The organism is Clostridium arbusti SL206 (assembly GCF_000246895.1).
In the GTDB taxonomy this organism is placed as follows: domain Bacteria; phylum Bacillota; class Clostridia; order Clostridiales; family Clostridiaceae; genus Clostridium_I; species Clostridium_I arbusti.
Genome location: NZ_BAEV01000093.1, coordinates 1 through 15,304 on the forward strand (window position 1 = coordinate 1; position 15,304 = coordinate 15,304).

A 15,304-nucleotide genomic window follows, 5' to 3' on the forward strand; every position below is an offset into this window, starting at 1 on the left:
ACACGTAGTATTATGCATCTACTGTTATTTTTTTAACTATATAGCTTTTATAATAAGATAAATTATAAAAAATAATAGAATTAGTAAAAATTTGGAGAGATTTTAGAAGGGATATATAACTAGTTCAAGAAAAACTTTGCAATATAATATAAAAAAATATAAACAGTTAAAAGTATAACACTTCTAACTGTCTACAAGGAAAGGGAAAGTTATTTATATATTAAATTACATAATAGCTGTTCCTTGAACAACTTTATTGTAATTGGATATATCGGATAAATTTTTTACTTTGATGTGTTGAAAGGATTTTTCCCTATCTGTAGTGTATAACAAATCAGAAAACAAGTTATAGAAAAAAGTTGTAGGCACCTCATCAATACCAGTAAAATCAAGAGTTATAGTATCATTATCATTAGAAAAGTTACTTTTCAATAAAATAGCATCCTCACAAGTAAATTGACCACCAATAATATCTTTTACATTTAAAACTTTTTCCATTTTTACTCCTCCAATCAACAAAATAAATATTTGTATTTAAGTTGTGTACTAATCTTATAAACCTATTATATAACAGATTTTATCACTTGTCAAACTTTTAACAATATTTTTTTATTATTTTTTTAAAATCATAAAGTAATGAAGATTATACAAAGTGTAAAGAATATTATAAATATCTATTCAAGCAATAAATTATACTTAAGGCATATGAAAATAAATAACAAGTGAAAGATACGACGTATATTTTGAATCATACAAGGAAACAGGTTCTGATGATAGTGGTGCTATCAGAGGGTTCTGTTAACGTAGTATGATTCATAATAGACTAGTATACTGACTAGTTATTTATTTGAACATGCCTAATATGATGTTACATGATTTTCAAACTAGTATTTATAAAATGCTTAAATTAATTTATCATTGTATAATATCATTTTCAATCTATATAGATATTTTGCTACGAAAAGAAATGTATATACATTTTAAAGGATGGAAATAATCTTTATGTGATGAATTCTTATTAAGGAATGGAAATAACATTTAAATAATGAATTTTTATAAGATAGCTTGATTTATTTTCTTTTATGGTCTAAAATTTCAATTAGTGAGAAACTTTATTACATTTTATGGAGGGGTACATATATGTCAAATAGTTTAAAATTAGAACTTAAAAATACAAAACCTTATTTAAAAGACCGTGAAATTACTGGATTACAGACATTGGTTAGTGCAGCACATGAAATGATTCACAAGGGAACAGGAGATGGAAACGACTTCTTAGGTTGGGTAGACCTCCCTGTAAATTATGATAAGGATGAATTTGCAAGAATAAAAAAATCAGCAGAGAAGATAAAAAAAGATTCTGATGTACTTATAGTTATAGGTATAGGAGGATCTTATTTAGGTGCTAGAGCGGCTGTTGAGGTATTGGCCCATGATGATACTAGAAAGAATCCTAAAGTTTATTTCTGTGGTAATAATATAAGTTCTACTTATCTAGCAGATTTGCTTGATGAAATAAAAGGTAAGGATATATCTGTTAATGTTATATCAAAATCAGGTACTACTACAGAACCTGCTATAGCTTTTAGAATATTTAAAGAATTACTTGAAAAGAAATATGGAGTAGAAGAGGCAAGAAAGAGAATATATGCTACCACAGATGCTGAAAAGGGTGCTCTTAAGACATTATCAAATAAAGAAGGATATGAGACTTTTGTGGTTCCAAATGATGTAGGTGGAAGATATTCAGTTTTGACTGCAGTAGGACTTTTACCTATAGCATCAGCAGGAATAGATATTGATGAAATGATGAAGGGTGCAGCAGATGCAAGAGAAGCTTATTCAGATGATGACATTACAAAAAATGAATGTTATCAATATGCAGCAGCAAGAAATGCTCTTTATAGAAAAGGTAAAACTATTGAAATGGTAGTTAATTTTGAACCATCTCTACATTATTTTGGAGAATGGTGGAAACAACTTTTCGGTGAAAGTGAAGGTAAAGATGGAAAAGGTATATTCCCAGCAGCAGCAGATTTCTCAACAGATCTTCATTCAATGGGTCAATATATACAAGAAGGGTTAAGAAATATTTCTGAAACTTTTATAAACATTGAAAAGCCAAGAAGAGAATTAACTATTGGTACTGATGCTGAAAATCTTGATGGATTAAACTTTGTAAGTGGAAAAACAGTTGACTTTGTAAATAAACAAGCATTCAGAGGTACTGTACTTGCACATAATGATGGTGGAATCCCTGTTACAGTAGTAAATATTCCTGAATTAACTCCATATTATTTTGGATATATGGTTTATTTCTTTGAAAAAGCTTGTGGTATTAGTGGATATTTACTTGGAGTAAATCCATTTAATCAACCTGGTGTTGAAGCTTACAAGAAAAATATGTTTGCGCTTTTAGGAAAGCCAGGATATGAATCAATAAAGGCTGAACTAGAAGAAAAATTAAAATAATTAGTAGAAAAGTTTAAAAACCCTGCTGAAAATGCAGGGTTTTACTTTATACATACTAAGTTTAGGTGAATTGATAAATAATGAATTTGAAGAGGCGAGATTATGAGGATAATAGTGGATGCAGATGCGTGTCCAGGTAGAGATATAATAGAAAAAGCAGCAAGAGAAAATCACATAGAAGTAATTATGTACTGTGATATAAATCATATTTTAAAAAGTGAGTATAGTAGTATTATCTATGTGGATAGTGGCTTTCAAAGTGTAGATATGAAAATTGTAAATGAAGCAAAGAATGGAGATATAGTTATAACTCAAGACTTTGGAGTTGCAGCTATGATATTAGGGAAAAAGGCATATGCATTAAGCCCAAAGGGAAATATATACAGCAATGAGAATATTGAGAGGCTACTCTTTGAAAGACATTTAGGGCAAAAAGTTAGGCGAGGTGGAGGAAAGACATCAAATCCTAAAAAAAGAAATAAAAATGATGATGAAAAACTATATATTAATCTTGTAAAAATTATAAAAAAATTATATAAAAATACAGATGAAACAATGAAAATATTCATATACTGTATTTTTATATATTATTTAAGAATTATTATAAAGTAAATTAAGGCTTATGCCATCAACATAGTAGGGGTCTTTATAGCTATGAATATGAATGATTTTTTCGTTTATAGTATGTCTATCTACTACTAGATTCCAATTTTCTGACATTGGAAGGTTTATTTTAATAGGGTCAGTATTAGCATTATATATAACTAATATATTTTTCCAAGAATCTCCGTTGCAATGATTTTTTAATAAAAAAGCTACTGTATTTGGAGGCGTATTTTGTAAAAATTCAATATTGTTTCTAATATCCTCTGATGAATTCATCCTAAATGCAGGATGATTTTTTCGTATAGATATTAAAGCTTTTATATAGGTTACAACGTACATGTATTTGTCTTTTCTATTCCAATCAATCCAATTTATATAGTCTGGTGAATTATAGCTGTTTTCTATACCTTCTTTGGTTCTTAAAAATTCCATACCAGAATGTAGAAATGGTATACCTTGGCTAGTAAGAATAATTGCAAGGGAAAGTTTTAGTCTATATATTCTAAATTCATCAGATTCATTTCTATTAGTAAATTGAAGTTTATCCCAAAGAGTATTATTATCATGGCAAGTAACATAATTTATTGATTGTATAGGAGAAAAAAATGGTCCATTTAAAGTCCCGGAATATTTTGTACCGCCAATAACGGATAATTGTACATTTTTTTCTAAGTTAGCCTTTCCATTTATAAAACCTTTAGAGTTTCTATCAAATATATTTCCCTTTAACACATCTCTAGTAGTATCATTAAAAAATCCTATTTGTGGAGCTTTTAATGAATTTGATATCATTGCTTTTCTAGTATCATCTAAATTTGTTTTCAAATCCCAACCTTCACCATAAAGCATTATTTTCCGTTTAATAGCATCTAACTTATGCCTTAAGGTATTCATTGTATCTATATCATGTATACCCATTAGATCGAATCTAAAGCCATCCATGTGATATTCATTAGTCCAATACATTACAGAATCTATTATAAAACGCTTCATCATTAAATTCTCAGAGGCAGTATCATTTCCACAACTAGTGCCATTAGATAGAGTACCATCATCCTTGTGTCTAAAATAATATCCAGGAAATATTTTTTCAAAACAATTATCCGTATAATCAAAAACATGATTGTACACTACATCCATATTTACACATATACCATTTTTATGAAGTGAGTAAATCATTTGTTTTAATTCTTTAATTCTACAAACAGGATCATAGGGGTCTGTAGCATATATTCCTTCAGGCACATTGTAGTTTTGTGGATCGTATCCCCAATTATATTTAATTGGATTTTTTTCGTCTACACTTACAAAGGAAAAATCAAATATAGGCATAATTTGAACATGGGTTATACCTAAAAATTTTAAATAGCTAATACCAGTAGGTTCTTTGTTTACAGTTTCAGAATTTTCTTCTGTAAGGCCTAAAAATTTTCCTTTGTTTATAATATAACTGTTAGGATTTATACTGATATCTCTAATACTGATTTCATATATAATAGCATCAGTATAGCTATCAATATTGTTTGGAGAAATATCTTTATTAAAATTTTCTGGATCTGTCTCTTTAAGATCCAGTATATATCCTCTATTTCCATTTATGCCAACTAATTTTGCATAAGGATCTACAGTTTCATTAGTGGTTCCATAAGTGTTTACTCTAAAAGTATAGAAACATTTTTTTAAGTCCTCTTTTACAGTCACTGACCAAAGTCCGTTGTATTCTTTCATAGAAAATACTCTTGGTATTTCAGGCACAGAGAAATCACCATTTTTATAAATTAGTAGATCAATTGAGGTGGCAACAGGTGACCATACTCTAAAATCCGAGAATGTTTTTTTGTATATAAGTCCTAATTCTTCTAAAGTGAAGAATCTGCCGTTAAATTCTGGAGAAGAAAATAACTTGTAATAAGTGCATTTTGCAGTTAGATTATTATCATAAATTAAAAAACAGTTATTTTTTATATTTATTTCTTCTGATAATACTAAAATTATTGTAGTATTATTAATATAGTGTGTATTTATATTCAAAAATTTATCTTTATTTCGTACAGTAAATTTTGATAGATTAAACTGATTCAAATCATCGACAATTACTTCTAAGGATTTAAAGTCTTTGACGGATGCACTAATAATTTCCATTTTAGCCCTCCATAATATTTACTAAATAATTAATCAGAGTACAAAATTATATCATTTAATAGTTAATTGTAGTTGATAGTTAATTATACCATTAATTTATAATATTAAATAATAAGGAAAATGTAAATAAAAAACCTGTTACAAATAATGGAATTATAGTATAATGTAAAAAGGATATTTTTTTAAACAGGGGATGAAGAGGAATGAATGAATTCGAAGTTAATTTTAACCGTGAAAGCCCTCAAAAAATAAATAATGAAATAATGATATCTATAGGAAGTAAAATTGAAGAAAATTTATTATATAAATATTGTATAGGTCTAAATGGTAAATGGTCTATATTAAAGGAGTTCTCCAGTGATACAGAGGCAATGTGGAAACCTATAGAAGATGGTATATATACTATTATAGTTCAAGCAAGGCGTGAAGATGAACAAAAACCTTTTAATTATTTGAGCAAAGTAGATTATGTAATCGGGGAAGTGGAAAAAAATATTATAAAATCTATAGCATTAGATAGAAAAGAATTAACTGTTGGGGAAAAAATAACAGCTAAGGTTGAAGTTGTTAGGATGGGCATTTTATTTAGATATGGTATTGTTGAAAATGGAAAGTGGAGCCTTTTAAAAGACTACAGTGCAGAAGATATGATAACTTGGACAACTACTAAGATAGGCAAACAGGAAATAGTAGTTCAGTGCAAGCTTATGGACTCAAAGGAAAAATTTGATGATACTAGAAACGTTGAATTTAATGTGCTTCCAATAAAAAACATGCAAATTAAAGATTTCAAATGTCTTACTGAAGAACTTCTCAGTGACAATGAAATAACCTTCCAAGTGGATGTTCAGCATGATGATAGTAGATTGATTTTATATAAGTTTATAAAGATAGATTCACAAGGTGAGGCAGAATGTATACAAAATTACTCTACCAAGAGAATTGTAAGTTATATTGAAAATGGCTTTGGTGAGTTTAAACTCTTATGTTTAGTAAAGGATATGTATTCACCTAGTAAATACGATGATAGAGCTGTTATTTTATATAATATTAAGAAATATAGACAAATAGTGATAAAAAGTTTTACCTCCGATGTTACATCACCGCAAACCTGTGATAATGAAATAAATTTAAAAGCTGTGGTTGAAGGTGGTAAAAAACTATTATACAGATTTATAATAGATGGTAATGCTAGTGAGGATTCGGGGTATTTAAGAAATAATAGCTTTAACTGGAAGCCAAAAGCAGCAGGTACATATAAAATAACTTTATTTGTAAAGGATGCCTCTTTTGAAGAAAATTATGAGGATAAAGATGATTTTGAATTTATAATTGATGAAGAAAGAAGAGAGCCAGTAATCATCAAGGATGTTATTACTGATAAGAGAACAAAAATACTAACTGGAGAAACAGTAAATATAAAAGTAGTAGCACAAGGCGGATTAGAACTTAAATATTCATTTGTTGTAAAAAGCAATGATAAGGAAATTGAGAGAATAGACTATGGACCTTGTCAATGGGTAAATTACACTCCAGAGAAATCTGGAAACTATGAAATTGAAGTTAGGGTGAAAGACAAGTTTTCCCAAAAAGAATATGACAGCTCTTCTATTGTCTATGTAGAAGTCTATGATTATATACCTGCTAATATAGATTATATATTAGTGCCATCTAATGATTACTACATGATTGGTGATAAAATAGAAATTATGGTTATTGCAGAGAATACAAAAAATATTTTAAATAGGTACGTATTAAAAATAAATAATCGTAAGGTTGAAGAGACGGAATATGATAATACTTGTAAATATATAGTTAAACCTAAATGTGCAGGGATCTATAACATTGATATATTCGCTAAAAATAAAAAAAGTGACAAGGAGTTTGACTGTAAAAAAAGTGTAAGACTAGTTATACATGATAGCTTACCTGTGACAAGTACTACTATAGAATGTGATAAATTAAAACCTAAAGTCAATGAAGGAATTAGTTTTAATGTAAGCAGTCAGGGCGGAAAAGAAGTTGTTTATGAATTTTATCTCTTAGAACAAGGGGAATGGAGTTTAGTACAAAAATATAGTAGAAAAAATTTCTATGCATTTATTCCCTTTACAAAAGGTGAGTACAAGCTATTAGTTTTAAGCAAAAGCCAAATAAATATATGTTCCTATGAAGATTATGCCATATTAGGATTTGATGTTGAAAAATAAAACTAATATTAGCATATTTATAATTAGGCATATGAAAATAAATAACCAGTCAAAGATACTAGTATACTGACTAGTTATTTATTTGAACATACCTTAAGTAATAAACTAATGAGGACGGTGATATTATGAAAACAAATGATGTTAGTGGGGTTTTGCAGTATGAACTTCTTAATCAAATGCTGAAAACTATATCTGAACAAAGTTCTATATATGGTGAATCTGATAGTCAAAAAAATACCTTTGATATGCTTATGCAAAGCATATTGGATTCAAGTAAAGATAGCAGCGGCAATATAGATGTTAATAAATTGAACTTTTTAGGTAATAGTGATTTAAGTAAATTAGGCTATGGTGGGGGTACGAAACTGGACACTCTTAGTAGTACTACAAGCAGCAAAGCAGCAAGTTTAAACAAAGATAATACCATAACTAATGATATTAACAAAGATATCCACATTAATAATTTAAGTATTGATGAAGCTGTGGACAATGCTTCTAAAAAATATGGAGTGGATAAAAAACTTGTACTAGCTGTTATACAGCAAGAATCCTCCTTTAATCCGAGTTCTACTTCAAGTGCTGGTGCTATGGGGCTTATGCAGCTTATGCCAGGAACAGCAAAGGAGCTAGGCGTAAGTAATGCTTACGATATAAATCAAAATGTTGATGGTGGTACAAAGTATTTAAAGAGTTTACTGGACACCTTTGGAGACTATAAAATGGCAATAGCTGCCTATAATGCTGGACCAGGTGCAGTAAAGAGCAGTGGAGAGAATATAAGTAAACTTCCAAGTGAGACTAAGGATTATGTAGCGAAGGTTTCGAAGTATTATCAGAATGCTTAGAAAATTTATTTTTGATAATTTTTTCTAGGATTACAAATAAAGAATTCTAATGTTGAAAGAACTGAATAAATATAAAACAAAAATTCAAAGTAGAATCAGACTATTCAGATGAATTATGATATTGCTTAACCACCAATTATATATAATATATAGCTAATTGGTGGCTTTATTTTATATTTTTATAAGATTTCTACAAAGTTTAAAGCAGCAAATAATATGAACTGAATGAGAATAATAATATATGATCACAATTATAAACCTAATATGTGATAAAATATAGCAAGAGAAATTAATATAAAGTTGTATGTAAGCAAAGGAATGTGATTTTTATATGGAGAGATTGGATAAAGTTTTAGCTAATTCTGGATACGGCTCTAGAAAAGATGTAAAAAAATTAATTAAAAGTGGATTAATAGAAGTGGATGGAGAAAAAATAAAATCAAGTAATATACAGGTGGATGTTAATGAAAATAAAATAGTTATTAATGGGGAACTTTTGGATTATAAGAAGTATATATATTTGATGATGAATAAACCAGATGGAGTAGTATCCGCTACTTTTGATAATTTTGATGAAACAGTGGTGGATTTATTAGAGGAGTATCATGCATCCTTTAAGCCTTTCCCAGTGGGAAGACTAGATAAGGATACAGTAGGATTACTTATTTTAACTAATGATGGAGAGCTAAACCATAGGATGATTTCACCTAAATGGCATGTGGATAAGGTGTATTATGCGGAAATCAATAAACCTGTAGATGAGGAGGATATAAAGGCCTTTGAAGAAGGAATAGAAATAGATGACGGATACAAATGTATGCCCGCAAAGCTGAATATACTAAGTGCGGATTCAAATGGTTCTAGGGTTATGATAACTATACAGGAGGGAAAATTCCATCAAGTTAAGAGGATGTTTATAGCAAGAAATAAAGAAGTTGTATATTTAAAGAGAATAAGTTTTGGTCCAATTAAATTAGATGAGAGTGTAAATGAAGGAAGTTATAGAGAACTTACAGAGGATGAAGTAAAAGCTTTAAAGGAAATTTAAGGTGCTGCTGTCAAAGGGTTCTGTCAGCGTAGTATGATTCAAAATGTACTAGTATGCTAATCAGTTATTTATTTAAATATGTCTTAAACTACAATTATCTATAGAATATATTATTAAATAATGATAGAATTTATTTAAAGCAAGGGTATTTATAGAGGAGTGAATTAAATGGCAAAGTATGAATCAAAGCTTGAAAATGAAAATATGGATTTTCTTTGCGATGCTATTTTGAGTTTAAATACAAGAGAGGAATGTTATAGGTTCTTTGAAGATATATGTACAATAAATGAAGTTAAGGCAATTGAGCAGAGACTTCGAGTTGCTAAAATGTTAGTTGAAAAGCAAACTTACAGTAATATAGGTAAAGTAACAGGGGCTAGTACAGCTACCATAAGTCGCGTTAATAGGTGCCTTAATTATGGAAGTGATGGTTATACTACAGTATTAAAAAGACTTGCTATAACAGAAGAAAGCAATGATAAAAAAGAAAAATAATGCCAAGAAATAAATTATAAAAATACAATATACATAGTAAGAGAGGTTTACTGACCGGAAAAGCAGTGAACCTTTTCTTTATCTTGTATTTGTTTAAATTGTGGTCTAAATGATATAATAAATAATAGCCAATAAAATACTTTTAATAATTTACATAGAATTTATTAACTGTGTATGAGTAAAAATATGTATGATAATTTACAATATATGGTGTGAAATTTACTTATTTACAGCAGGAATTGTAAATTATATTATTTATAAGGTATTGGAAACACAAGGAGGCAATAAAACACAATGGATTTAAAAAATTTATTAAATAAAGAACAGTATGAAGCAGCAATAGCTGTAGATGGTCCGGTACTTGTTTTGGCCGGAGCAGGATCTGGTAAAACTAGGGTTTTAACCTATAGGATTGCTAATATGATTGAAAATTTAAATATTTATCCATCACAAATATTAGCTATAACATTTACCAATAAAGCTGCTCAAGAGATGAAGGAAAGAGTACGTGAACTTGTAGGAGACGAAGCTGAGAATATGTGGGTGTCCACCTTTCACTCCAGCTGCGTAAGAATACTTAGAAGAGAAATAGATAAAATAGGATATAATAAAAATTTTACTATATATGATAGTGCAGATCAGAAGACTTTAATAAACCAATGTATAAAAGAAGTTGGAATTAATGATAAGGACATAACGGATAAAGAGATAATATCAAAAATAGGAGATCAGAAGGATAATTTAATATCCGCACAGGAATATAAGAGAACTAGTGAAAAGAATTTTAGATTAAATAGAATTGCAGAAGTATATTTGTTATACCAGAAAAAACTGAAAGAAAATAATGCTTTGGATTTTGATGATTTGATATTTAAAACTGTTGAATTATTTAAAAAGCATGAAGATGTACTGCAGTTTTATCAGAGAAAGTTCAAATACATAATGATAGATGAGTATCAGGATACTAACAAAGCACAGTATGAATTAGCAAGACTTTTGGCGAAGCAGCATAAAAACCTATGTGTGGTGGGAGATGATGATCAGTGCATCTATGGTTGGAGAGGAGCTGACATAAGGAATATACTAGACTTTGAAAAGGACTATGCTAATGCAAAAGTAATAAAACTCGAAGAAAACTATAGATCAAAGGGTAATATATTAAAAGCGGCTAATGGAGTTATTAAAAACAATCCTCATGAACATTTTAAGATGCTTAGGACAAGAAGTGAAGATGGAAATAAGATTAGGCTCTACAGAAGTTACTCAGACATGGAAGAGGTAGAGTTTGTTTGTAATGAAATAAAGAAAGCCGTAGATTCTGGAGAGAAAAAATATAAGGATTTTGCAATACTATATAGAACTAATGCTCAATCAAGATTATTTGAAGATGTATTTATGAAAAGACATCTTCCATACAGAATAATAGGTGGATTAAAGTTCTATGACAGAAAAGAAATTAAAGATATAATGGCCTATTTAAAGCTTATTTGCAATCCACTGGATAATATTAGTTTAAAGAGAGTAATAAATGTGCCTAAGAGAGGCATAGGCGGAACTACAGTGGATAAAATCGAAAGATTTTCTAATGAAATTGAAGAGTGCGTGTATAGTTGTCTGCTGGATATACAAACTATACCGGGACTTACAGCTAGAAATGTTTCAGCTATAAATAAATTTGTCAGCATTATAAATAGCTTTATGATAAGAAAAGAAGAAATTAAAGTTTCCACATTAATAGAAGAACTTCTAGGTCAAACTGGGTATCTTGAGGAACTAAAGAAATCTAACGACGTGCAGGATATAACCAGAATAGAAAATCTTCAGGAATTGGTTTCAGCAGCAGTAGATTTTGAAAACAATTCTGAGGATAAGTCATTGGCTTCTTTTTTAGAAAAAACTGCTTTGGTTGCAGATGTGGATAATTATGATGTGGATTCTGATTCTACTGTTATGATGACCGTGCATAGTGCAAAGGGACTAGAATTTCCCGTAGTATTTATGGTGGGAATGGAAAATGGTATTTTCCCAGGAGCTGCTTCACTTACGGATTTTGCTGAGATGGAGGAGTCAAGAAGACTAGCTTATGTTGGTATTACAAGAGCAAAAGAACAGTTATATATGACTTCAGCTCAGACTAGAAGGGTTTTTGGAAGAACGGTAGCTTACGGAGAATCTGATTTTATAGCAGAGGTGCCTAAGGAATTAAAAGAATATGTTAACTTAAATCCACAAAAACCTGGAAATATGAACAAGTTTTCAAATAGCAATAAGAGTTATGGTAATAATAGTTTTGGAGGGTTCTCTCACACTAATAAAGATATACCTCCTAGAAATACATCTTTTAAAGGATTTTCTACTAAATATGCTGAAAGTATATTAGAGGAAAATACATTACCAGAAAAGAAAGAAATAAAAGCTCTTAGTGAAAGTGAAGCAACTGCAGGTAGAAAGGTAAGGCATGCTAAATTTGGAGATGGAACTATTGTAGCAGTTAGCAGAAAAGATGGAAATGTTAATTTAACCATTGCCTTTAAAAATATGGGAATAAAAAATTTAAGGTTAGATTTAGCTCCATTACAACTCATATAATATAGTTAAGGCATATGAAGATAAATAGCATACTTACTAGTTATTTATTTGAATATGCCTAAATAGCATGAACGGAGTAGAGTAATTATGGATAATAAATTAAAGAGAATGGAACAGCTTATAGAAGAATTAAATAGGTATGCCTATGAATACTATGCAAAGGATAATCCTACTGTTTCCGATAAGGAATATGACGCAAAATATGATGAACTTTCAGCTATTGAAAAAGAAACAGGCATAGTTTATCCTTACTCACCAACTGTAAGGGTTGGCGATGTTGTATTGCCAGAATTTAAAAAGTACACACATACGGCTAGACTTTGGAGTCTAGATAAAGCTCAGTCTATTGGTGAACTTCAAGACTGGCATAATAGAAATATAAAATTTATCAATAGCTATAATGAATTGCATGAGGAAAAGTTACCATCTATAAAATATATAATAACTAAGAAATTTGATGGCTTAACAGTAAACTGTACTTATGATGAACATGGAATTTTAGTAAAAGCTGCTACAAGAGGTACTGGCTTTGTAGGAGAGGATGTAACTCAGCAGGTAAAAACTATAAAAACAATTCCACTTAAGATTAAAAATAATGCGATAATTGAGGTGCATGGTGAAGCTATAATGACAAAGGAAGCTTTTGATAAATACAATAGTTCATCAGTAGTACCACTTAAGAATCTTAGAAATGGAGCCGCTGGAGCTCTTAGAAACTTGAATGTAAAGGAGACAGCTAGAAGAAATCTTTCTGCCTTCTTCTATGATGTAGGTTACAATGAGGGAGAACAATTTAAGACCTATAGAGAGATGCTTGATTTTCTAATTGAGAAGAATTTTCCAATGGATGATTATATAAGGGAATGTTCTACTATTGAAGAAATAGAAAAAGAAGTAGAAATTATAAATAATTTAAGAGGAGACTTAAATTATGATATAGATGGTGCTGTTATTGCAATAGATGATATAAGAACTAGGGAATTACTAGGTTATACAGTTAAATTTCCTAAATGGGCAATTGCCTTTAAATTTGAAGCAGAAGAGGCCACAACTAAACTGCTTTCAGTGGAATGGAATGTAGGGAGAAGTGGAAGAGTCACCCCAACAGCCATGTTAGAGCCAGTAGAACTTGCGGGTGCCACTGTAAGAAGAGCTACTCTTAATAATATGGATGATATACAAAGGAAAGGAGTGAGACTTGGAAGTAAGGTGTTTGTACGACGATCTAATGATGTTATTCCTGAAATAATGGGTGTTGCAAGTGAGGGCGATGAAGAACAGGATATAAATCCTCCTGAAGTTTGTCCATACTGTGGAAGTGAACTTGTACAAGATGGTGTCCACTATTTTTGCGAGAATACTTTGTCCTGTAAGCCTCAAATGGTAAAGAGTATAGTACATTTCGCTAGTAGAGAAGCCATGAATATTGAAGGATTCAATGAAAAAACTGCAGAGCAATTATTTGAAAAATTGGACATAAAATCTATTACAGATTTATATAACATAAAGAAGGAACAATTACTAACATTAGATAAGTTTGCTGATAAAAAAGCAGAAAAGCTTATAAAAGCTATTGAAAAAAGTAAAAATTGTGAATTATCGGCATTTATATACTCACTAGGAATTCCAAATGTAGGCAAAAAAACTGCCAAAGATATAGCTAAAGAGTTTAAATCTTTAGAAAAAATTATAAATAGTACTTATGAGGAATTAATTTCTATACAGGATATAGGTGAAATAGTAGCGAAAAGTGTTTTAGAATTCTTTAATGAGGACAAAATAATAAAAAACATATATGAACTTCTTGATATAGGAGTAAAACCTTATTATGAAGAAGAAGAAATATTAGACAATCCATTTTTAAATAAAACTATAGTAGTTACAGGAAGTTTAGAAAACTTTAGCAGAAGTGAAATAAAGGAAAAAATAGAATCACTAGGTGCTAAGGTATCTGGAAGTGTAAGTAAGAAAACAGATTATGTACTTACAGGGAAAAATCCTGGATCAAAATATGATAAAGCTATAGATTTAGGTGTGAAAATAATAACTGAAGAAAACTTTTACAAAATATTAAATGATTAGTAACTTTAAGTTTATGAAAAAATATTTACAATTGTAAAAAAATGAACTAATATTGTTTAGAGAGCGAATTAGGAGGAAGTAAAATGAAGAAGGCAATAAACTTTATTGGGTGGATATTGGTTTCATTAACAATGCTCACTTTAACTTGCACACTACTTACTACATATCTATATATTCGTCAAACAAGATATTTTGATTCATACAGTACATTTCAGTTATGTATGGCTTTGACTATGATGATTTGGGCAGTGAAGATGTTTGTTGATAAAAGAGAAAGATCACAAAATCTTTTATATTCAATTTCGTGTACACTTATTGCAGTTGGAACTGTATTCTTCATGTACATAGGAGTATTTTAATTTTATTTACAATCTATTTATATACTTAATTATTATATTAAAAATGTAATTTACAATTAAGTTGCATATTATTAGAAGTTTTAGGAAAAATAATTTGAAATTTTTAAATTTCTAGTATATAATAATTACAAGTTTTAAAGTGATTTTATCTAAAATATTTAATTAATTACATTTAAATTGTAAGATTAGAGGGTTACCGATAAGGTAACCTTATTTGTTATAAATAATTTTGTTTAAATTATTTGAGATTATGCAATAATATATTGTATAATTTAATTTGTTGATGTTTGTCACATAAGGCATATGAAAATAAATAGTAAGTCAAAGATGCGGACGTATATTTTGAAGTCTACAAGGAAACGGGTTCTGAGGATAGTGAGCTATCTGAGGGTTCTGTTGACGTAGTAGGATTCAAAATAGATTAGCATACTGACTAGTTATTTATTTGAATATGCC

The 15,304-nt window shown here is 29.4% G+C and carries 11 protein-coding genes; 9 read left to right on the forward strand and 2 right to left on the reverse strand.

Going from position 1 to position 15,304, the window contains the following annotated elements:
- Positions 1 to 225: 225 nt before the first annotated feature.
- Complete coding sequence (locus tag RH99_RS14445) at positions 226 to 498, reverse strand: STAS-like domain-containing protein (protein WP_010239690.1); 273 nt, start codon at positions 496 to 498, stop codon at positions 226 to 228.
- Positions 499 to 1,140: 642 nt separating this feature from the next.
- On the opposite strand from RH99_RS14445, the gene RH99_RS14450 reads away from it, so the two are divergent.
- Together RH99_RS14450 and RH99_RS14455 are read left to right on the forward strand one after the other, a co-directional pair.
- Complete coding sequence (locus RH99_RS14450) at positions 1,141 to 2,472, forward strand: glucose-6-phosphate isomerase (protein WP_010239693.1); 1,332 nt, start codon at positions 1,141 to 1,143, stop codon at positions 2,470 to 2,472.
- Positions 2,473 to 2,574: 102 nt separating this feature from the next.
- Positions 2,575 to 3,084: a YaiI/YqxD family protein gene (locus RH99_RS14455; protein WP_010239696.1), complete on the forward strand. Its 510-nt coding sequence runs from the start codon at positions 2,575 to 2,577 to the stop codon at positions 3,082 to 3,084.
- Here RH99_RS14455 and pulA read toward each other — a convergent pair.
- Entirely contained in the window at positions 3,064 to 5,220 is a 2,157-nt protein-coding gene (pulA, locus tag RH99_RS14460; RefSeq protein ID WP_010239699.1) for a type I pullulanase, read from the reverse strand. The genes RH99_RS14455 and pulA overlap by 21 nt on opposite strands.
- Before the next feature lie 203 nt (positions 5,221 to 5,423).
- Between pulA and RH99_RS14465 the strand changes: the two genes are divergently transcribed.
- From RH99_RS14465 to RH99_RS14495, 7 genes are all read left to right on the forward strand, one after another.
- Entirely contained in the window at positions 5,424 to 7,430 is a 2,007-nt protein-coding gene (locus RH99_RS14465; protein ID WP_010239702.1) for a triple tyrosine motif-containing protein, read from the forward strand.
- Between the two features lie 125 nt (positions 7,431 to 7,555).
- Positions 7,556 to 8,275, forward strand: coding sequence for a lytic transglycosylase domain-containing protein (locus tag RH99_RS14470; RefSeq protein ID WP_010239705.1), 720 nt, complete (start codon positions 7,556 to 7,558; stop codon positions 8,273 to 8,275).
- 331 nt (positions 8,276 to 8,606) lie between these two features.
- Positions 8,607 to 9,323 (forward strand): pseudouridine synthase, encoded by a 717-nt coding sequence (locus tag RH99_RS14475; protein WP_010239707.1) that lies wholly within the window; start codon positions 8,607 to 8,609, stop codon positions 9,321 to 9,323.
- Between the two features lie 168 nt (positions 9,324 to 9,491).
- Positions 9,492 to 9,818: a YerC/YecD family TrpR-related protein gene (locus tag RH99_RS14480; protein WP_010239711.1), complete on the forward strand. Its 327-nt coding sequence runs from the start codon at positions 9,492 to 9,494 to the stop codon at positions 9,816 to 9,818.
- Positions 9,819 to 10,112: 294 nt separating this feature from the next.
- Positions 10,113 to 12,407, forward strand: a complete 2,295-nt coding sequence (gene pcrA / locus RH99_RS14485; RefSeq protein WP_010239713.1) for a DNA helicase PcrA — start codon at positions 10,113 to 10,115, stop codon at positions 12,405 to 12,407.
- Positions 12,408 to 12,494: 87 nt separating this feature from the next.
- On the forward strand, positions 12,495 to 14,489 hold the full coding sequence (gene ligA, locus RH99_RS14490) for an NAD-dependent DNA ligase LigA (RefSeq protein WP_010239716.1): 1,995 nt from the start codon (positions 12,495 to 12,497) through the stop codon (positions 14,487 to 14,489).
- Between the two features lie 83 nt (positions 14,490 to 14,572).
- Positions 14,573 to 14,848: a hypothetical protein gene (locus RH99_RS14495; protein ID WP_010239718.1), complete on the forward strand. Its 276-nt coding sequence runs from the start codon at positions 14,573 to 14,575 to the stop codon at positions 14,846 to 14,848.
- Positions 14,849 to 15,304: the final 456 nt, after the last annotated feature.

Bases quoted from the DNA above. Each gene is read 5' to 3' on its own strand.
- pulA (WP_010239699.1), bottom strand. From the start codon at position 5,220: ATGGAAATTATTAGTGCATCCGTCAAAGACTTTAAATCCTTAGAAGTA.
- RH99_RS14480 (WP_010239711.1), top strand. From the start codon at position 9,492: ATGGCAAAGTATGAATCAAAGCTTGAAAATGAAAATATGGATTTTCTT.
- RH99_RS14475 (WP_010239707.1), top strand. From the start codon at position 8,607: ATGGAGAGATTGGATAAAGTTTTAGCTAATTCTGGATACGGCTCTAGA.
- RH99_RS14465 (WP_010239702.1), top strand. From the start codon at position 5,424: ATGAATGAATTCGAAGTTAATTTTAACCGTGAAAGCCCTCAAAAAATA.
- RH99_RS14445 (WP_010239690.1), bottom strand. From the start codon at position 498: ATGGAAAAAGTTTTAAATGTAAAAGATATTATTGGTGGTCAATTTACT.
- ligA (WP_010239716.1), top strand. From the start codon at position 12,495: ATGGATAATAAATTAAAGAGAATGGAACAGCTTATAGAAGAATTAAAT.
- RH99_RS14455 (WP_010239696.1), top strand. From the start codon at position 2,575: ATGAGGATAATAGTGGATGCAGATGCGTGTCCAGGTAGAGATATAATA.
- pcrA (WP_010239713.1), top strand. From the start codon at position 10,113: ATGGATTTAAAAAATTTATTAAATAAAGAACAGTATGAAGCAGCAATA.
- RH99_RS14495 (WP_010239718.1), top strand. From the start codon at position 14,573: ATGAAGAAGGCAATAAACTTTATTGGGTGGATATTGGTTTCATTAACA.
- RH99_RS14450 (WP_010239693.1), top strand. From the start codon at position 1,141: ATGTCAAATAGTTTAAAATTAGAACTTAAAAATACAAAACCTTATTTA.
- RH99_RS14470 (WP_010239705.1), top strand. From the start codon at position 7,556: ATGAAAACAAATGATGTTAGTGGGGTTTTGCAGTATGAACTTCTTAAT.